We start from the raw sequence: 16,941 nt of genomic DNA on the forward strand, positions 1-16,941 counted from the left end.
GATCTCAGCGCAGGCTCAGGATGCTCCAGCCGTTGGCCTCGGCGTGGGTACGCAGCTTTTCGTCGGGATCGACGGCCACCGGCTTGGTCACTTTCTGCATCAGCGGCAGGTCGTTGTGCGAGTCGCTGTAGAAATAGCTGTTGTCGAAAGCGCCCCACCACAGGCCCAACGATTCAAGCCAGCCCTCGACGCGGGTGATCTTGCCGCCCTGGAATGACGGCGTGCCGGTCGGCTGGCCGGTGAAGGCGCCGGTTGCGACATCGACTGCCGGGATGGTGCCGATCAGGTGGTGGATGCCGAATTCGCGGGCGATGGGCCCGGTGACGAAGCTATTGGTGGCGGTGACAATGGCGCACAGATCGCCGGCGGCCAGGTGCTCGAGGACCAGCGTGCGCGCCTTGACGGTCATGATCGGCCGGATGTGGCGTTCGACGTATTCCTTGTGCCAGGCGTCGAGTTCGGCGCGGTTGTGGCGGGCCAGCGGGGCCAGCTGGAAGGCCAGGAATTCGTAGATGTCGAGCGTGCCGGCCTTATAGTCCTCGTAGAACTGGATGTTCTTGGCTTCCTGCACCTCGCGGTCGACGACGCCTTTGGAGATCAGGAATTGCGCCCACTCGAAATCCGAGTCGCCGGCGAGGAGGGTGTTGTCGAGGTCGAAAAGGGCGAGATTCATGCGTCGTGTTCCAGGGAAAGCAGTTCGCGCAGCAGGGGCAGCGTGACCGGGCGTTTTTGTTCAAGGGTGTATTGGTCTAGGGCGACGACCAGCATGGCCAGGGTGCGCATGTCGCGCGAGACATGGCGCAGCAGGTAGCCGATCATTTCCGGCGACAGCTTGAGCGCCCTTTCCTTGGCCAGGGTGGCGATGGCATCCGCCTTTTCGGCATCGGACAAGGGTTGCAGGCGGTAGATCAGGCCGGAACCGAGGCGGGTACGCAGGTCTTCGCGCAGCGCCAGGTGGGCCGGAGGCTGGGGGGCGGCGGTGAGCAGCCGTCCGCCGTCCATCTTCATCTGGTTGAACAGCGCAAACAGTGCCACCTGCCCGTCGGCATCGAGCTGGTCGACGTTGTCCACGGCCAGCGTTTCGCCGGCGCTAATCCCGGCCAGCGAAGGATTGAGCGCGGCATCGACGTAGGCGAAGCCGGTAGCCAGCAATAGATGGGAACGGCCACAGCCCGATTCGCCGTAAAGGCAGAACGAGGTATCCGGACGCCCGCCGGCCAGCCATTCGGTCAGCGCCGCGACGGTCTCGGCGTTGGTGCCGGGGACGAAGTTGTCCAGCGAGGGCGGACTTTCCGGCAGCAGGTCGAGGGTGAGCTGGCGCATCGAGCGAAATCAATTGGCAAATGGGCTGAGCGGGGATTTTAGCACCGCGCAGCCAGCTGCCACGCCGAATCCCCGCTCAGCGGCGTTCCCAGCTCGTTACTTCCGACAGCGTGTGCTGGAACTTGTACTTGGTCTCGCGGATCACGAAGGGCAGCGATTCGGGGCCGGAGGGCAGGCGAAAATGCTGGCCGAGCAGCGCCTTCAAGCCATCCTGCGTGGTGAAGTTCTCGCCGTCCTTCTTGAAACCGCCGATCCAGTCCTCGTGCTTTGTATGTTCCTCCAGCCAGGTGTTGGGCGAGGCGAGCACGAGCAGACCGCCGGGGTTGAGGCGGGTATGCACGGTGCCTATTGGCACACAGCAGGTCGTCCCAGCTCATTTCATCGACGCCGATGGCGAACATTGACTCGAAATGGGGGTTGATGCGCTGCTCGATCTGCCCGGCGAGCAACAGCTTGTTGATGAAGAAGGTCGCCGTGTGGCCGAAATAGAAGATCAGCAGGTGGCGCAGCGAAATCGGCTTGCGCTAGTAGGCCTCGTCGCAGCTCAGGACTTCGAACAACTGCTCGTAGCGGTCGAAGGTGGCGTGGAAGCAGTCGAGAATCCCGCGCCGTTTCTGCTCGGGGTCTGGGCCGGTCAGCGGGGGCGTGCCGGACAAGGGGATCGGCTGCATGCGGTCACCGGGTGAGTTCATGGTTGCGGATCAGGAATCGGCCGGGGCCTCCTGCGCACGAAACGACCCCGTTTCGATGAGTTTGGCATTGCCGGCGTGGCGTAATGGAGGGCGTGGCCGGACTGCGAAATCGTCCAGGCGCCTTGCGCTGCGGTCCAGCTTGGGCCGGCCAATTTTCCCGTCCTTCAAAGCCTGCGCCGCACCGTGGAGGGCACGATAGACCTGGCGCGGGTCGTAGGAGACCAGTACCAGATCGACGCCGGCAGCGAGTGCCTCGGCCGCCACCCGGCCGATGCCGAGGTCGAACACGGCGCCCATGTTCAGGTCGTCGGTGACCAGCACCCCCTCGTAACCCCAGTCGCCGCGCAGCAGGCCGTCGACGACGGCGCTCGAATGCGAGGCGGCGCGCTCGGGGTCGATGGCGGCTAGCGTGACGTGGCCGAGCATCATCGCCGTACCGGGGTGGTGGGCGAGGGTCCGGAAGGGTTGCCAGTCGGCGGCCAGTTCGTCGGGTGTGTCGTCGAGCCGCGCGGCGAACAGGTGGGTATCGGCTCGGACGCGCGCCAGGCCGGGGAAGTGTTTGATCGTTGCCCGCACGCCGCTTTCATTGAGGCCGTCGATATAGCCGCCGGCCACGATGCTGACGGTGGCCGGATCGTTCGAGATGGCGCGTGCCGAAAGTCGGGTCAGGCGGTCGTGCGGGTTGTCGGCACCGGGCGGACGCAGGTCCACCACCGGGCCGAAGTTGAGATTCACCCCCAGCGCCGCCAGCCCTGCTGCCTGTTGTAGCCCGTAGCGATAGCCGGCGTCATCGCCGTGGCCGGCCACGCTGGCCAGCGGCGGCATCGCTTCGAGCAGCGGCGACAGGTGCGACACCGGCCCGCCTTCCTGGTCGCCGGCCACGATCAGCGGCGGCAGTTCGGCCCGCCGACGAATGGCCTGCAGGGCTTCGATCTCGGCCGCCACCTCGGCCAGTTCGCGGCCGCGCAGGTTGCGCCGGGCGAGGTAGATGCCGCCGATGAGGCCGCGTGCGGCGAGCAGCTTGACCTCCTCGAAGTCGGTATAGCCGACGATGAAATGCCGGCCCACCGCCTGCATCGCTTCTCCGGCGTCGAGCACCGCATCGCGCTGGGCGCGGTACTCGGCTTCGCGCCACAGCGTCACGGCCAGCACTGCGACCAGCACCCAGACCATGTGCCGCGGCAGGTGCCGCCGCCAGATCAACCCGAGCAGCGCCGTACCGAGCAGCAGCCCGGTTTCCCAGTCGCGCAGCCAGAACAGCAGCGGGTGCTTGAGGTGCCAGGCGTGGATCAGCAGCAGCGGAGGCACCAGCCAGCCCGCAAGCCGGGCGGCGGTTGTGGCCACCCGGCGGAACGCGGCGCTCATGCCTGGTCCGGGCCGCTGATCTGGCCACTCAGGCGATACCAGTCGACGCGGCGGGTGGCGAGCATGGTGGCGCCCAAGGCAAGGAAAAGCAGCAGGCTGCCCATGAGCAGCGAGTTGTCCTCGGAAAGCAGCACGCCGTAGAGTACACCGTACAGGCCGCTCAGCCCGGCGCCGAAGGCAAAACCCTGGCGTGCGCCGCCCAGCGCCCCGGCGAGGTAGAAGGCGATCAGCCCGATGCACGCCGCCGCCGATGCCGCGTAGGCGAGCACGAAACTGAGGTGTTCGGACAGCGCGATCAGCAGCAGGAAGAAGATGGCCAGCGCCAGCCCGACCAGCAGGTATTGCATGGGGTGGATCGGCGCCCGGCGCAGGATTTCGGTCAGGAAGAAGCCGGCGAAGGTCAGCACGATGAACAGCACGCCGTACTTCACCGCGCGCTCCGATTGCAGATAGACATTCACCGGATCGACGAAATCGATGCTCAGCACCTCGCCGCTACCCGGCTTCTGCGTCGCCTCGAAATTGCGGGCCAGATGCGAGATGTCCCAGCGGGCGGTGAAGCCGTCCTTGCCGACGCTACGCGCGGTGGGCAGGAAGCGACCGCCGAAATTCGGGTGCGGCCAGGCGGATTTCAGTTCGATGTGGTTGGCCTCGCCGGTCGGTGCAATGGCTAGCCGGGTGGTGCCGGTCAGCTGCAGCGGGAAGCTGAAATCGAAGCGGCTTTCGCGCTGCAGATCAAGCGGCCCGAGGTCGATGGCCAGTCGGTTGGTCGGCGCGGCCTGAGCGGCGGTGCTGTCGGGGGCGGTGGCCGTAGCCGGCGGCTCATTCTTGCTGCTCGCCGAAGCGAAGCGATGCATCTTGCCGTTGATCGTCACTTCCGGGTCGTTATTGACGCCGCGCGGGTCGGCGATGCCGAGCAACAGCCGGGCCCGAGCCGACACGATGCGCCCGCCGCTGGGCAGTTCGGCCAGCGGCTTGAGCAGGAAACGCCCGCTGGTGCCGAGGCCGAGGCGGAACAGCCGCGCCTGGTAGATGCCCCGGTTACGCGTTTCCACCGCCGTCTCGCCGAGCATTTCCAGTTTTTCCGGCGGCACGAGCAGCGTGCGCTCGACGATGCGGGTGCGCACCGTCGTCTGTTCCGGGTTGCCCTCGCGGGGCATGGCGACATCGACCTGTTCGCGGTACGAGACGGCGATCACCGGCGCCACCAGCAATTGCTCGCCCGCCGCGCTGTTGGCGATGCTCGCCTGCACCTCGTTCTGACGCTGGCTGCGCTCGCGGATCTGGCCCTCGATCAGGCCGAGCGGCACCAGCAATAGCAGCGACATGAAGAAAATCGCCGCCAACTTGAAGAGCAGTTTCTTGTCCATTTCTGGCTCCCTGGGTTGAATTGGGCGTCAGTGTGGGCGGCGGGTGTGAACGGGTTCCGAAGTGCCGGTGAAGGCGTGTGAAGCGAGCGTGAAGAGAAGGGGGGCTTTTCGGTGCAAGGCAGCGGCAAGCAGGCGTCTCCCCTATGATGGACATCCCGATTGCCTTATTATCCAGCGCCTCTTTCCGATCGGATTTCCCCATGCATTTCGACGTCATCATCATTGGTTCCGGCGCAGCCGGCATGATGTGCGCGGCCCAGGCCGGTGCGCGGGGAAGGCGGGTCTTGCTGGTCGATCACGCAGCAAAAATCGGCGAGCGTATCCGCATCTCCGGCGGCGGGCGCTGCAACTTCACCAACCGGACAGTCAGCGCCGACAATTATCTGTCGCAGAACCCGCATTTCTGCCGTTCGGCGCTCGCCCGCTTCAGCCAGTACGACTTCATCGCCATGGTCGAGAAGCGGCGAATCCCCTATCACGAGCGCGAACACGGGCAGTTGTTCTGCGATGACTCGGCGGTTGAAATCATCGACATGCTGCGCGATGCCTGCGATGCCGTGCAGGTGCGCTGGGCGCTTGACTGCGCGGTGCACGGCGTCGAGCGCCACCCGGATGTCGAGCACAAGCGTTACACCCTGCGCACGGCGAGCGGGACTTTTTCCTGCCAGTCGCTGGTTGTCGCCACGGGCGGGCTGTCGATTCCACAGATCGGTGCCAGTCCCTTCGGCTACAAGCTGGCCGAGCAATTCGGCATTCCTGTCATCGCCCCGAAACCGGCGCTTGTGCCGCTGGCGCTGGGGCCGGAACTGCTCGCCCCGCTCAAGCCGATGGCCGGCGCCACGCTCGATGCCGCCGCCTGCTTCGAAGGCGCGGCCTTCCGCGAAAACGTGCTGATCACCCACCGCGGCCTTTCCGGCCCGGCCATCCTGCAGGTGTCGAGCTACTGGCAAATGCAGGAGTACGGCGGGGGCAAGAAACTGCCGGTGGAAATCGACCTGCTGCCCGGTCGCGATGCCGGTGAATGGCTGGCCGAGCACCGTCAGGGCCGCATTCACCTGCCCAATCTGCTCGCCGAACACCTGCCACGCCGCTTCGCCCAGGAGTGGTGTCTCCTGCAGGGGGGCGAAAAATTCCAGACCCGGCCGATCAGCGAACTGTCGAATCGCGATCTGGATGCCGTCGCCCGGGCGCTCAACGCCTGGCCGCTGATGCCCTCCGGCACGCTGGGGTTCGCGAAGGCCGAAGTCACCCTAGGCGGCGTGTCGACTGCGGCCCTCTCGTCAAAGACGATGGAAGCCAAGGGAGCGCCCGGCCTCTACTTCATCGGCGAAGTCGTTGATGTCACCGGCTGGCTGGGCGGCTACAACTTCCAGTGGGCCTGGTCATCCGGCTGGGTTGCCGGGCAGTTTGCCTGAAGTGTTTTTCAGAGGGCGGAATCAGGCTGTATAGGCCACGGTTCGGCAAGCGCATCGCCAAAAGCCGAAGCCACCCGGGATGAAAGCCGGGTTCAGGCCACTATCGCGCATGATGCGACTGCGCCAGCACTATTGCGGCCTGAATGGCGGCACGAGCTTGTGGACTGTTTTTCCAGCAAGTGGAACCGACGATCGTCGAGGCTTGAGACACGATATCCATTACATTGGCTTTGCTGAGTTGGAGCAATGATTCAACCCCCATTTGTTCAAGGCGAGCCACCACGGTAGGGCCAACCCCCTTTACGCCCAGTAATGCCTCGCGTTCTTCTGGTGGAAATGGCATGGATTTTCTCCATCGAATATTCGGGGACGGACCACGGTTTTGCTACCTAGTTATTGCCGGGCGCTGGCGCCCTTGATTTCGCTGACGATCTCGACTGAAACTGCTTCAATTTGCTTTGGTGACGCCGCTGAGAAGATTCCTTGACCGCCGCTGGTTGAGGTTTTGTAGCTGCGTGTCCCCCGCTGTTTGTGCGATGGTAGTTCAAGAAACTCTACAGTTACGTCCATGAACGCATTGCCCGCCATAACCCCCACCAGGTACCTTGCCCATTGAGCCATATAGCGATAGTCGTTTACGGTGACACGAACAAGGGTTGCCACTTCTGAAGGTATCTTTTCCTCACTGCCGATCTTCATGAAACCGATGTTTGCTTCCGCTGTTGCAGCAGTCATCGAACTGTTCCAGTCTTCAAGAAAGAGTTCCCAGTGCTTTCCTGATTTCACGGAGTCATTTCCGTCGATAAGGAATACCACTTTGTTGGTGGCGGAAGGACTGAGTCCAAGTTTTTTCTCGGCGCGCGGCATGCCCGAATCTTCTTCCTTGGTCACTTTTGCGGCGCAGCCGTACAAACCGATGATGATCAGAAAAGCTACGAAATAGGCCACAGGTTTCTGCATAGGGTCTCCATTGATGTCGAAGGTGCGAACCGCTGGGGGAGTCGCTCATGAAGCGCGAGAAAAGAATACTCATGTCATCGTGCCGTGAACCATGTGGAATAACAAGGCTCAAGCCTGATGTTGAGGTGATCTCCCGAGATTGAGTGGCTGACTCTCACCTGCATTCGCCCTCGGTATGGCGAAACACTACGCTATCAAGTAGCCGTCTTGCGCCGATGTAGTGCCAGCAGCCAGGCCAGCGTAAGGCCAATCGCGGGTGTCGCCACGGCAGCAATTAGCAGCATCGGAACGATGCCAGCCGTGGCGAGGATGTGCGTTGCGCCCATGACCCCGAGCGACTGGCCGAGGAAGAAGCGGGGGGCGAACAGCGAGACGGCAGTACCGCGCGTGGCGGGGGCCATCTGGGTGGCGGTGGTCTGCAGTGATCAATAGGGGGCAGACCCCTAATGTTATGCAGCCTGCTCTCCGAACACCTGCCGCGCCGTTTCGCGGGAATGGTGCCTGCTGCAAGAGGGAAAAAAAACACCAGAGCCGGCCGATCAGCGAACTGTCGAATCACGATCTCGATGCCATCGCCCGGGCGCTCAACGTCTGGCCATTGATGCCATCCGGTACGCTCGGCTTCGCCAAAGCAGAAGTCACCCTGGGCGGCGTGTCGACTGCGGTCCTCTCGTCAAAGACGATGGAAACCAAGGGATCGTCCCACCTCTACTTCATCGGGGAAGTGGTCGACGTCACCGGCTGGCTGGGCGGCTATAACTTCCAGTGGGCCTGGTCATCCGGCTGGGTTGCCGGGCAATTTGCCTGACCGGTTTCGCCGGAAGGCTGGCTCATGTGAGGTGCCCCCGGTTTTAGTGCCAAGGGCGTTTTAGTAAAAGTCCTTGGGTTGTACCGTTAAAGACATTCTTCGGCGGCTGGCTGGGCAGAGGTGGTTGCCCGATGCTCGGCCGCGAACTCTGCCGGGGTTTGATAATTCAATGCGCTGTGCGGCCGATGCTGGTTGTAGTCCCGGCGCCAGGCGGCGATCAGGATACGAGCCTGTGGCAAGCTCGTAAACCAATAGTCATTCAGGCACTCATCTCGGAAGCGTCCGTTGAAGCTCTCGATGAACGCGTTCTGCGTGGGTTTCCCGGCCTGGATCAGTTTGAGCTGAACGCCATGCTGGCAGGCCCACTGGTCGAGCGCTTTGCCGGTAAATTCTGGTCCCTGGTCAGTTCGAATGGCCTTGGGGTAGCCCCGGAAGCGAGCCGCCTGATCAAGAACACGCGTAACGTAATGGCCTGAAATGCCGAAGTCGACCGCGAGATCGATGGCCTCCTTGCTGAAATCATCGACGATGGTCAGCACCTTGATCCGGCGGCCATTGGCCAGCGCGTCACTGACAAAATCCATCGACCAAACTTGGTTGGGCTCGGTAGGGCGTTCCAGTGCCTGCCGCTCAACAGCCACACCATGTCGCTTTTTGCGGCGCCGAACTGACAGACCGGCATCACTGTAGAGCCGATAAATCCGTTTGTGATTGGCTCGAACGCCCTCTCGCCGAACCAGCGCATGCAAGCGGCGATAGCCGAACCGGCGGCGCTCGCCGGCCAGTTCGACCAGCCTGGCTTGCAACTGCTCGTTCTCCGGCTGCGCCTTCGATACGTAATGCAGGACCGTGCGTGACAAACCCACCAGCTGGCAGGCACGGCGTTGGGAAATTGCTGTCGCTTTCCGCATCACCATGACTGACTCACGCTTTTGCTGGGGGCTCAGCGCTTTCGGCCCAAGGCCGCTTTGAGAGCTTCGGCATCAAGGATCGATTCGGCCAGTAGGCGTTTGAGCTTGGCGTTCTCGGCTTCCAGTTCCTTCAGGCGCTTCGCATCCGGAACTGACATGCCGCCGAATTTCGCCCGCCAGTTGTAGAACGAGGCGTCACTGAAGCCGTGTTGCCGGCACAGTTCCTTGATCGCCACGCCGGCTTCCGCCTGCTGCAAAAAACCGATGATCTGCTCTTCTGAAAACCGCTTCTTCAAGTCCATTCTCCTTCTCGAAAACGGACTTTACTAAATTGCCGGTGGCACTGATTACGGGGGGCACCTCACATGCTGGATGAACCTAGGGCCAGCAACCAGAACGCATCGGGAAAGACCTAGTCGAAAGCGGTAGAGAAAATGGGGGCTGACCCGAATGGCACTAAGTTAAGATCGTGGCTTACTCGCCTGTTGTTGATGGATGCTCTGACGGGGCCTCTGTTTCTTTGGTCTTTGCCTGCTTGAGACGGAACTTTCTAAGGCCGGAAAGAAGTTTTTTCCCTAAGTCAGTAAGACTCCAGTAGTCGTTCGAGTCGCTTACGGGATGCTTTTTTGTTGACGGCTGAATAAGTTCAAGTGCGTGGAAGTCTGCGATCCAGCTTTGAATATAGTTTTGTGGTACAGGCCAGTCTTGATGATAGTTTGTTTTACCGGATATTCCGAGAGCGGCATCTCTTGCTATCTCTTCTGGATAGTTCTCGATAATCATGTTGGGGGCGATTGATGCAAAAATACTCAACAAGGTAACCTTTATTGGGTCACCCCATTCGCCAGCCTTGAATCGCACGTAAGCATTAACCGTATTGCGCTCAAGAGTGTTAAAAACTTCCGACACTGCATCGCGATCATGTTCCCGCTCTATGCGTTGCAGTGTTTCTATCTGTTTGCGTAGATCCGTATTTTCGGCGCTAAGCCGTGATAATTCTTTTATTACTTCAGGGCCAGCAACATCACTGGCTTTGCTCCAGCCGGTTCTCGGATGAGTTACGAATGCCTTCATGAGAGCAATTGAAAACTTCGCATGAAGGTCGTTTCTGTTGGACCAGAAATTGACCATCCTGCTCTTAACTCTTGCCCTGAATTGTTCGAGCCGCTCTCGTTTTTGTGGGTCACTTTCAACTTGGTCGGCCGGCCATGCTGCGCCGTCAGTGATAACAAACCCTAGGATGGGTATGCCTTTCGATATTGCATATTCGTATTCCTTCTCGGTGTAGCTGGTTCCGCTAGCAGGCTGCTGAAATACCGCCCTGCAACTGCAGACGGTGGCATGGAACGGAGTCGTTTTTCGTAAGGCGAAGCGGATTTTCGGTCGTTCGCACGTGTTTTACAGGGATTCCGAGGTGTTTTCCTATCATATTGCCCCCAGCGGACGGATTGCTCCCAAGGAGCGCATGCGCGTCAGGTTGTAGGCGGCCATGGTCAGCACGAACAACTGATCGACCTTCTCCAGTCCGCGCACCATCACCTGGCGTATCGGCCCAATGAACTTGGCCCAGCCGAATCCCTGTTCGATGAGTTTGCGCTTTTGCTGGGAGATCGCGTAACCGTCACTGCCGGCAATGTCGTCCGGCACGGCAGAACGGCGATGGCTGGTGTTCTGCGCCACATGGGGAATGACATTCAGTTCGATGAGTGCCGCAATGAATTCCTGGGCATCGTAGCCCTTGTCCGCGCCGAGGGTGATTTCAGCCGTTTCGCCGGCGACTTGGCGGGCATCGGCGATCAGGGCCTTGGCAACTTCCCGCTCGGCATAGCCATCGGCCGTGGTCACGACCGCACTGGCAATGAGTCCGTGGCGGTTGTCGCTCAAGGTGTGTCCCATGTAGCGCAACTCACTGGCGGTATTGCCCTTGCGGTACAGTCGGGCATCCGGGTCGGTACGTGAGGCGTGGGTGTCATTGCTGCGTGACTGGCCCTTGAAATTGCCGCCGCCTTCATCATCTCCGCCGTCCTTGCGCAGGAAACTCTTGTGTCCCGCCCAAGCCTGGATGAGCGTGCCGTCGACACTGAAATGTTCGCCTGATAGCCAGTTCTGCTTCTCGGCAATGGCCAGTACCGCATTGAAGAGTTCGATCACGGCATCGTGGGCAATCAGGCGTTCGCGATTCTTGGTGAAGACGGTGGGCACCCAGACTGCATCGTCCATCGATAGGCCGATGAACCAGCGAAAGAGCAGGTTGTACTGGGTCTGCTCCATCAATTGCCGTTCCGAGCGAATGCTGTAGAAGATTTGCAGCAGCATGGCACGCAGGAGTTTCTCCGGGGCAATGCTGGGGCGACCGCCTTTGACGTCGGCGGCATACATGCCGCTGAGCAGGGGTTCGATATCCTTGAGCGCCCGATTCACCATCGCCCGGATCGGCCGCAACGGGTGCTGCGCCGGCACAAAGTCGTCCAGGCGACGCATCGTAAACAAACTCTCGGTGAAGGTGTCGGCTCCGCGCATGATCCGCTTTGTGCTCTCGGTAATCTCGGTGAATCTCTATAACGATCAAACCCGCTGTTTCGTCGACAGGATGGGGAAGTATTTCAGCAGCCTGCTAGGTGCTACCGATCCATATCTATGAGCAAGAATGATGCAGTAGTAATCAACTTCATCTATCTGGCGCGCAATTATGTTCCATTGCTCCTCGTCTGCTGCGCTAAACATCTCCATCCCCACTGGGATGTGCCCCATTTCTAATGTTGCTTTTATTACCTGATCTCGCTCGGCTTTGAGGTCTTCATAAGTGGAGCTAATGAATACTTGATATTTTTTGCTCATGGATACTTTTCTGCTGATCGTTATGCGAATATGCGCCGCCCTTAGCGCCTAATTAGTAGTAGACGTCAAAAACATCCCATATTCCGGCCTCGTGTCCAATAAGCTGGCGGAGCGGAAAGCCGCAACGCCTTGTGGGATGGACGTTGGCGGAGATAGGTAGTTTAGTGGTGAGATACAAACCGGACACTCCGTACTCGGGGTTATGTCATGCGGATTGTATCTGCCCCGGCCGCGACGGGCTATTGAACGATGGCCAGCGTTTTTATCAGGCTGAGTGCTTGCTGTGGTGCTTGACCAGCAGCCAGGAAAGCGTGCCCCCAACCAAGGGCGTTCCAACAGCAGCGATCAGCAGCATGGGTACGATGCCGGCCGCGGCGAGAATGTACGCGGCGAGCATGACCCCGAGCGACTGGCCGAGGAAGAAACTGGAGGCAAAGAGGGAAACGGCGGTGCCGCGGACGGCGGGAGCCATCTGGGTGGCGTTGGTCTGCAGGGTGTTGTGCAGCATGTAGAAGCCGAGGCCGACGAAGTAGCTGGCGGGCAGCGCCCACAGCCAGCTTTCGCCCCAGGCGAGCATCGCCCAGCCGAGGGCGACGAGGATGCCGCCGCCGGTGGCGAGGCCGACTTCACCGAGGCGGCGGACGAAATGGCGGGCGGCAAGGATGTACGTCAGGCCGCCGATGCCGAAGAAGGCCATGGCGGCGCCGGCCATGGTGAGGCTGAGGCCGAAGCGTTCGTGCAGATAGGAGGGCACGAAGGCCAGTGCGCCGAAGACCAGCATGCCTTCGAGGAATACGATGCTCAGGATGACCCTGGCCCACGGTTGGGTGAAGACCTGCACGGCCTGGCCGACGATGCCCTTGCGCGGCGTTTCGGCGTGGCGGTGGTGGGTGCTCGGGTTGGCGCGCGATTCGAGCAGCACGATGGCGCCGATGACGAGATACAGCGAGGCCAGGAAAGCGAAGGCCCAGCGCCAGCCGAGGGTGTCGGCGAAGAGGCCGCCGATGAACTGGCCGCCGATGGCGCCGAGTATCTGCCCACCCATGAAGCGGGCGAGCGTTGCCTGCCGCTGCTCGTAATGCACGGTGTCGCCGATCCAGGCCATGGACAGCGGGATGATGCCGGCCGCCGTGGCGCCGAGCAGGATGCGGGAAACGACCAGTGCGTCGAGCGACCAGGCGACGGCCGAACCGACGGCGCCCAGTGTGCTGAGCAGGGTGGTCAAGGCGATCAGCCGGTACTTGCCAAGGCGGTCGCCGAGCGGGCCGAACAGGGCCTGCGTGATGCCGTAGGCGATGGCGAACGAGGAGATGACCGAGGCGGCGGCGGTCGGCGTGGTCGCAAAGCTGCGGGCGAGGTCGGGCAGCAGCGGGTCGCACAGGCGCGCCGCGGCCGCGCTGGCGAAGGCGGCAACGGAGAGCAGCGTGACGGCGCGGCGGTGTTGGGCGTCCGGGGCTTCGGGCATGGCGTTAGTTCAGGTTCAAGGTTGCCAGCAGGCTTGGGTGGCGATGTCCAGCGAGCGCAGGCGCAAGTCGGGGTCGAAGACGTCGCTGACGAACATCATTTCGTCGGCGTTCGTAGCCGCGTGCAGGTCGCGCAGGCCGTCGCGTACGGTGTCCGGTCCGCCAATCACGGCGGCGCCGAGGAAATCGGCGATGCCGGCCCGTTCCTGCGGGTGCAGCGTTTCGACGTAGCCTGCGACCGGGGGCGGCAGCGGGCGGCGGTCGCCGCGCAGGATGCCGAGGACGCGCTGGAAGGTGCTGGTAGCGAGGAAGTCCGCTTCGTCGTCGGTGGGGGCGGCGATGACCGGCACGCCGATGATGACGTAGGGCTGGGCCAGCTTGGCCGAGGGCTTGAAACTGTGCCGGTAGATTTCGATGGCTTGCAGCAGCAGGGCTGGCGCAAAGTGCGAGGCGAAGGCGTAGGGCAGGCCGCGTTCGGCGGCGAGGCGGGCCGAAAACAGGCTGGAGCCAAGCAGCCAGATCGGCACTTCGGTGCCGGCGCCGGGCACGGCGACGACCTGCTGGTCCGGCTGGCGGGGGCCGAGCAGGCGTTGCAGTTCGGCGACGTCGCGCGGGAAGTCGGCTTCGGTTTCGATGCGGTCGCGGCGCAGGGCGCGCATGGTCAGGCCGTCGGTGCCGGGGGCACGGCCAAGGCCGAGGTCGATGCGGCCGGGGTAGAGCTCGGCCAGCGTGCCGAAGGCTTCGGCGACGACCAGCGGTGCGTGGTTGGGCAGCATGATGCCGCCGGAACCGACGCGAATGCGCTGGGTGTTGCCGGCGATGTGGCCGACCAGCACGGCGGTGGCCGAGCTGGCGATGCCCGGCATGTTGTGGTGCTCGGCCAGCCAGTAGCGGGTGTAGCCGAGCCCCTCGACGTGGCGGGCGGTGCGCAGCGAAATGGCCAGGGCGTCGGCCACCGTGCCGCCTTCGCGGATGGCGACGAGGTCGAGCATCGAGAGTTTGAGCTTGGCGAGCGGGTTCATGCGCCTTCCTTGGGTGTGGCGAGCGCAGGATTGCGCCGGCTGGCCGCCCAGCCGAGCAGCGAGAGCAGGGCGAGGCCGCCGCCGATGAGCAGGATGCCGGCGATCTCGGTGCTCTTGAACGATTCGCCGAAGGTCAGCCGCGACGACAGTATGGCGACGACCGGCGTGCCGAGCACCGACAGGCTGGCTTCCCAGGCCGGCACGCGATCGAGGATGTAGATCCACAGCCACCAGCACATGGCGGTGCTGGCGACCGACATGAAGAGCAGGATGCCGGCGTAGGCGGGCGTCCAGTTCGTGGCCGGCTCGGGCACGACGAGGGCGATCAGGATTAGCGGCACGGCGCCGAGGATCATCTGCCAGGCGGTGAGGGTCAGCAGGTCGACGGGGGTGACGGCGCGCAGGCGCTTGATCAGGATGGTGCCGCTGGCCCAGCACAGCGCGGCCATCAGGCCGAGGAACTTGCTGAACAGGCTGGCGTGCATGTCCCACGGTTCGATGATGAGGAGCAGGCCGGTCAGCGTGCTGGCGGCGGCCAGCCACTGCTTGCCGCGCACCCGTTCGCCGAGCAGCGGCCAGGCGAGCAGCAGGGTCCAGATCGGCATGGTGAAGATGAGCACCGCCGTCTTGCCCGGGCCGCCTTCGACCAGCGCCCAGGTCTGGAAGATCATGAAGCCGGCGACCTGGGTCAAGCCGATGCCGATGGTTTGCAAGGGGGCGACCATCGTCAGCCGCCGGCCGGTGAGCTTGAGGGCGATGAGCAGCGACAGGGCGCCGCCGACGCAGCGCTCGGCCGCGAAGGCGAAGGGGGGCGCGTAGGCCAGGCCCTGCTTGGCGAGTACCCAGGTGTAGCCCCAGGTGAGGGATAGGACGACAAGGGCGATGGCCGGCAGCCAGCGGCGGTAGGCGTTCATGCTGTTCTCTGTTGGCCGCGCCCGGATTTTTCCGGTACGCGGCCTGGGGTTGGGGTTTTTGTTATCAGGCGGCGAGCGTCGGGTAGTCCGTATAGCCTTCCGCTCCTCCACCATAGAGCTTGTCGGCACGCAATTCGTTCAACGGCGCACCTTCGCGCAGGCGGCGGACGAGGTCCGGGTTGCTGATGAAGCTGCGGCCGAAGGCGACAAGGTCGGCCTTGCCGTCAGCTACTGCCTGAACGGCGAGGTCGCGGTTGTAGCAGTTGTTGATCATCCACGGACCCGGGAAGGCGCGGCGCAGGGCAGCGTAGTCGACCGACACGCCATCCGGCGTGCGGGTGCGGCCGGTATCGCCTTCGATCATGTGCAAGTAGGCGAGGCCGAGCGGGGCCAGCTGTTCGACAACGTAGCCGTAGGTAGCCTGCGGATTGCTGTCGAGCGGTGAGGTGAACGTGGTCAGCGGGCTGAGGCGGATGCCGGTGCGGCCGGCGCCGATCTCGCCGGTAATGGCGCGGACGACCTCAAGCAACAGGCGGGCGCGGTTTGCGATGCTGCCGCCGTAGGGGCCGCTGCGCTCATTGACGCTGTCGCGCAGGAACTGCTCGAGCAGGTAGGTGTTGGCGGCGTGGACCTCCACCCCGTCAAAGCCGGCGGCGATGGCATTGCGCGCCGCCTTGCGGTAATCCTCGATCAGGGCCGGAATCTCGTCGTCGCGCAGGGCGCGCGGCTTGGAGGTCGGGATGAAGCCTTCGCTCGTGAAGGTCGAGGCATCGGCGGCCTTGTCGGTCGACGACACTGGCACTTCGCCGGCCGGCAGCAGCGAAACGTGCGAGACACGCCCGACGTGCCAGAGCTGCAGCACGATCTTGCCGCCTTCGGCATGGACGGCCGTGGTGACGGCCTTCCAAGCCTCGACCTGCTCATCGGACCAGATGCCCGGGGTGTCGAGGTAGCCCTGGGCGGTCGGGCTGATCGGGCTGGCCTCGGCGATGATCAGGCCGGCGCTGGCGCGCTGGCGGTAGTACTCGACGGTCAGCGGGCCGGGCTTGTTGCCTTCGATGGCACGGTTGCGTGTCAGCGGGGCCATCACGATACGGTTGGCGAGGGCGATGTCGCCCATCTGGATGGGATCGAACAGGGTGGTCATACGCTTCTCCTTGTTGCTTGATTAGACCGGTCGTCTAGTTGTGAGGCTCAAAAAATGGCCGCATTGCCTGCGACCCTTCGTGGGGAAATGCTTATCGTGACAGCAGCTTGCGGGTGAACACCATGGCGTTTTCCAGCGCGGCGGTGTCGCGGTGGAGCTTGCCGAGCAGGCTGGCACCGAGCCACATCTGGTACAGCGTTTGGGCCGTGATGCCGGGATCGAGTGCGGGTATCGAACCATCGGCAACGCCGGCTTCGATGACGCGGGCAATGCGCTGCACGACCTGGTCGGTACCGTCGCGCAGCGTGACGCGCATGGCGTCGGAGAGGTCGGCCACTTCGCCGGCCAGCTTGACCACCAGGCATTTTTGTTCGGCGCAGGCATCGAGTTGCTTGCCGAGCCAGCGCTGCCAGTAGCGCATCAGGCGTTCGCGGCCGGAAGTGGCATCGGCGGCGAAGAGTTCGTCGAGGTCGGCCAGGTAGTGGTCGAAGTATTCTTGCAGCAAGGCCTGCCCGTACTGCTCCTTGGATGCGAAGTAGTGGTAGAACGACCCTTTCGGCACACCGGCCGTGGTCAGGATTTCATTGAGCCCGACGCTGGCGAACCCCTTGCCGGCGATGATGCGGTGGCCGGTTTCGAGGATGTGCTGGCGGGTATTGTCGTGACGCGTATTCATGGTGAACAGTCTGGCATGAATTAGACCGGTCGTCTAG

General features: G+C 62.8%; 20 protein-coding genes. 2 read left to right on the plus strand and 18 right to left on the minus strand.

The window, feature by feature from the left end:
* Nucleotides 1–4 precede the first annotated feature (4 nt).
* The 6 genes from AB6Q56_RS01870 to creD form a co-directional block, all read right to left on the minus strand.
* Nucleotides 5–673, minus strand: coding sequence for an HAD family hydrolase (locus AB6Q56_RS01870; RefSeq protein WP_434515505.1), 669 nt, complete (start codon nt 671–673; stop codon nt 5–7).
* Nucleotides 670–1,323 carry a DnaA regulatory inactivator Hda gene (gene hda / locus AB6Q56_RS01875; RefSeq protein ID WP_434515506.1) on the minus strand — a complete coding sequence of 218 codons (654 nt, stop codon included), beginning with the start codon at nt 1,321–1,323 and terminating at the stop codon, nt 670–672. Before hda ends, AB6Q56_RS01870 begins: the two co-directional genes overlap by 4 nt.
* 76 nt (nt 1,324–1,399) lie before the next feature.
* Entirely contained in the window at nt 1,400–1,663 is a 264-nt protein-coding gene (locus AB6Q56_RS01880) for a hypothetical protein (RefSeq protein ID WP_434515507.1), read from the minus strand.
* Between the two features lie 184 nt (nt 1,664–1,847).
* Nucleotides 1,848–2,015, minus strand: a complete 168-nt coding sequence (locus AB6Q56_RS01885; RefSeq protein ID WP_434515508.1) for a hypothetical protein — start codon at nt 2,013–2,015, stop codon at nt 1,848–1,850.
* A 9-nt stretch (nt 2,016–2,024) separates the two neighbouring features.
* On the minus strand, nt 2,025–3,323 hold the full coding sequence (locus AB6Q56_RS01890) for a glycoside hydrolase family 3 N-terminal domain-containing protein (RefSeq protein WP_434515509.1): 1,299 nt from the start codon (nt 3,321–3,323) through the stop codon (nt 2,025–2,027).
* Nucleotides 3,324–3,376: 53 nt separating this feature from the next.
* Nucleotides 3,377–4,750, minus strand: a complete 1,374-nt coding sequence (creD, locus tag AB6Q56_RS01895; RefSeq protein WP_434515510.1) for a cell envelope integrity protein CreD — start codon at nt 4,748–4,750, stop codon at nt 3,377–3,379.
* 200 nt (nt 4,751–4,950) lie between these two features.
* Between creD and AB6Q56_RS01900 the strand changes: the two genes are divergently transcribed.
* Complete coding sequence (locus tag AB6Q56_RS01900) at nt 4,951–6,165, plus strand: NAD(P)/FAD-dependent oxidoreductase (RefSeq protein ID WP_434515511.1); 1,215 nt, start codon at nt 4,951–4,953, stop codon at nt 6,163–6,165.
* Between the two features lie 100 nt (nt 6,166–6,265).
* On the opposite strand, the gene AB6Q56_RS01905 is transcribed toward AB6Q56_RS01900, so the two are convergent.
* From AB6Q56_RS01905 to AB6Q56_RS01915, 3 genes are all read right to left on the minus strand, one after another.
* On the minus strand, nt 6,266–6,508 hold the full coding sequence (locus tag AB6Q56_RS01905; protein ID WP_434515512.1) for a hypothetical protein: 243 nt from the start codon (nt 6,506–6,508) through the stop codon (nt 6,266–6,268).
* Nucleotides 6,509–6,558: 50 nt separating this feature from the next.
* Entirely contained in the window at nt 6,559–7,125 is a 567-nt protein-coding gene (locus AB6Q56_RS01910) for a hypothetical protein (protein WP_434515513.1), read from the minus strand.
* Between the two features lie 194 nt (nt 7,126–7,319).
* The gene (locus AB6Q56_RS01915; protein ID WP_434515514.1) at nt 7,320–7,526 is read right to left on the minus strand and encodes a hypothetical protein; all 207 of its coding nucleotides are present in this window, start codon (nt 7,524–7,526) and stop codon (nt 7,320–7,322) included.
* 50 nt (nt 7,527–7,576) lie between these two features.
* On the opposite strand from AB6Q56_RS01915, the gene AB6Q56_RS01920 reads away from it, so the two are divergent.
* On the plus strand, nt 7,577–7,933 hold the full coding sequence (locus AB6Q56_RS01920; RefSeq protein WP_434515515.1) for an NAD(P)/FAD-dependent oxidoreductase: 357 nt from the start codon (nt 7,577–7,579) through the stop codon (nt 7,931–7,933).
* An 86-nt stretch (nt 7,934–8,019) separates the two neighbouring features.
* On the opposite strand, the gene AB6Q56_RS01925 is transcribed toward AB6Q56_RS01920, so the two are convergent.
* From AB6Q56_RS01925 to AB6Q56_RS01965, 9 genes are all read right to left on the minus strand, one after another.
* Nucleotides 8,020–9,140 (minus strand): IS3 family transposase gene (locus AB6Q56_RS01925; protein WP_434517116.1). Its coding sequence is split into 2 segments (ribosomal slippage): nt 8,020–8,891 and nt 8,891–9,140, totalling 1,122 coding nucleotides; the frame shifts between segments, so codons are not numbered across the junction.
* A gap of 178 nt (nt 9,141–9,318) precedes the next feature.
* On the minus strand, nt 9,319–9,918 hold the full coding sequence (locus AB6Q56_RS01930) for a hypothetical protein (protein WP_434515516.1): 600 nt from the start codon (nt 9,916–9,918) through the stop codon (nt 9,319–9,321).
* Between the two features lie 351 nt (nt 9,919–10,269).
* Complete coding sequence (locus tag AB6Q56_RS01935; protein WP_046535740.1) at nt 10,270–11,364, minus strand: IS5 family transposase; 1,095 nt, start codon at nt 11,362–11,364, stop codon at nt 10,270–10,272.
* Between the two features lie 45 nt (nt 11,365–11,409).
* Nucleotides 11,410–11,682, minus strand: coding sequence for a DUF4062 domain-containing protein (locus tag AB6Q56_RS01940; RefSeq protein WP_434515517.1), 273 nt, complete (start codon nt 11,680–11,682; stop codon nt 11,410–11,412).
* Nucleotides 11,683–11,947: 265 nt separating this feature from the next.
* Nucleotides 11,948–13,147, minus strand: coding sequence for an MFS transporter (locus AB6Q56_RS01945; protein ID WP_434515518.1), 1,200 nt, complete (start codon nt 13,145–13,147; stop codon nt 11,948–11,950).
* Nucleotides 13,148–13,162: 15 nt separating this feature from the next.
* On the minus strand, nt 13,163–14,167 hold the full coding sequence (locus AB6Q56_RS01950; protein ID WP_434515519.1) for an LLM class flavin-dependent oxidoreductase: 1,005 nt from the start codon (nt 14,165–14,167) through the stop codon (nt 13,163–13,165).
* On the minus strand, nt 14,164–15,081 hold the full coding sequence (locus tag AB6Q56_RS01955; RefSeq protein ID WP_434515520.1) for a DMT family transporter: 918 nt from the start codon (nt 15,079–15,081) through the stop codon (nt 14,164–14,166). Before AB6Q56_RS01955 ends, AB6Q56_RS01950 begins: the two co-directional genes overlap by 4 nt.
* A gap of 64 nt (nt 15,082–15,145) precedes the next feature.
* Entirely contained in the window at nt 15,146–16,228 is a 1,083-nt protein-coding gene (locus tag AB6Q56_RS01960) for an alkene reductase (RefSeq protein WP_434515521.1), read from the minus strand.
* A 91-nt stretch (nt 16,229–16,319) separates the two neighbouring features.
* Entirely contained in the window at nt 16,320–16,904 is a 585-nt protein-coding gene (locus tag AB6Q56_RS01965; RefSeq protein WP_434515522.1) for a TetR/AcrR family transcriptional regulator, read from the minus strand.
* Nucleotides 16,905–16,941 lie beyond the last annotated feature (37 nt).

The sequence above is a fragment of the Dechloromonas sp. ARDL1 genome (assembly GCF_051122455.1).
In the GTDB taxonomy this organism is placed as follows: Bacteria; Pseudomonadota; Gammaproteobacteria; order Burkholderiales; family Rhodocyclaceae; genus Azonexus.

Excerpts from the sequence above, each read along its gene's own strand:
- AB6Q56_RS01905 (WP_434515512.1), bottom strand. The coding sequence starts at position 6,508 with ATGCCATTTCCACCAGAAGAACGCGAGGCATTACTGGGCGTAAAGGGG.
- AB6Q56_RS01935 (WP_046535740.1), bottom strand. The coding sequence starts at position 11,364 with ATGCGCGGAGCCGACACCTTCACCGAGAGTTTGTTTACGATGCGTCGC.
- AB6Q56_RS01870 (WP_434515505.1), bottom strand. The coding sequence starts at position 673 with ATGAATCTCGCCCTTTTCGACCTCGACAACACCCTCCTCGCCGGCGAC.
- AB6Q56_RS01900 (WP_434515511.1), top strand. The coding sequence starts at position 4,951 with ATGCATTTCGACGTCATCATCATTGGTTCCGGCGCAGCCGGCATGATG.
- AB6Q56_RS01950 (WP_434515519.1), bottom strand. The coding sequence starts at position 14,167 with ATGAACCCGCTCGCCAAGCTCAAACTCTCGATGCTCGACCTCGTCGCC.
- hda (WP_434515506.1), bottom strand. The coding sequence starts at position 1,323 with ATGCGCCAGCTCACCCTCGACCTGCTGCCGGAAAGTCCGCCCTCGCTG.
- creD (WP_434515510.1), bottom strand. The coding sequence starts at position 4,750 with ATGGACAAGAAACTGCTCTTCAAGTTGGCGGCGATTTTCTTCATGTCG.
- AB6Q56_RS01885 (WP_434515508.1), bottom strand. The coding sequence starts at position 2,015 with ATGAACTCACCCGGTGACCGCATGCAGCCGATCCCCTTGTCCGGCACG.
- AB6Q56_RS01960 (WP_434515521.1), bottom strand. The coding sequence starts at position 16,228 with ATGACCACCCTGTTCGATCCCATCCAGATGGGCGACATCGCCCTCGCC.
- AB6Q56_RS01915 (WP_434515514.1), bottom strand. The coding sequence starts at position 7,526 with ATGGCCCCCGCCACGCGCGGTACTGCCGTCTCGCTGTTCGCCCCCCGC.
- AB6Q56_RS01920 (WP_434515515.1), top strand. The coding sequence starts at position 7,577 with ATGCAGCCTGCTCTCCGAACACCTGCCGCGCCGTTTCGCGGGAATGGT.
- AB6Q56_RS01910 (WP_434515513.1), bottom strand. The coding sequence starts at position 7,125 with ATGCAGAAACCTGTGGCCTATTTCGTAGCTTTTCTGATCATCATCGGT.
- AB6Q56_RS01965 (WP_434515522.1), bottom strand. The coding sequence starts at position 16,904 with ATGAATACGCGTCACGACAATACCCGCCAGCACATCCTCGAAACCGGC.
- AB6Q56_RS01940 (WP_434515517.1), bottom strand. The coding sequence starts at position 11,682 with ATGAGCAAAAAATATCAAGTATTCATTAGCTCCACTTATGAAGACCTC.
- AB6Q56_RS01930 (WP_434515516.1), bottom strand. The coding sequence starts at position 9,918 with ATGAAGGCATTCGTAACTCATCCGAGAACCGGCTGGAGCAAAGCCAGT.
- AB6Q56_RS01945 (WP_434515518.1), bottom strand. The coding sequence starts at position 13,147 with ATGCCCGAAGCCCCGGACGCCCAACACCGCCGCGCCGTCACGCTGCTC.
- AB6Q56_RS01955 (WP_434515520.1), bottom strand. The coding sequence starts at position 15,081 with ATGAACGCCTACCGCCGCTGGCTGCCGGCCATCGCCCTTGTCGTCCTA.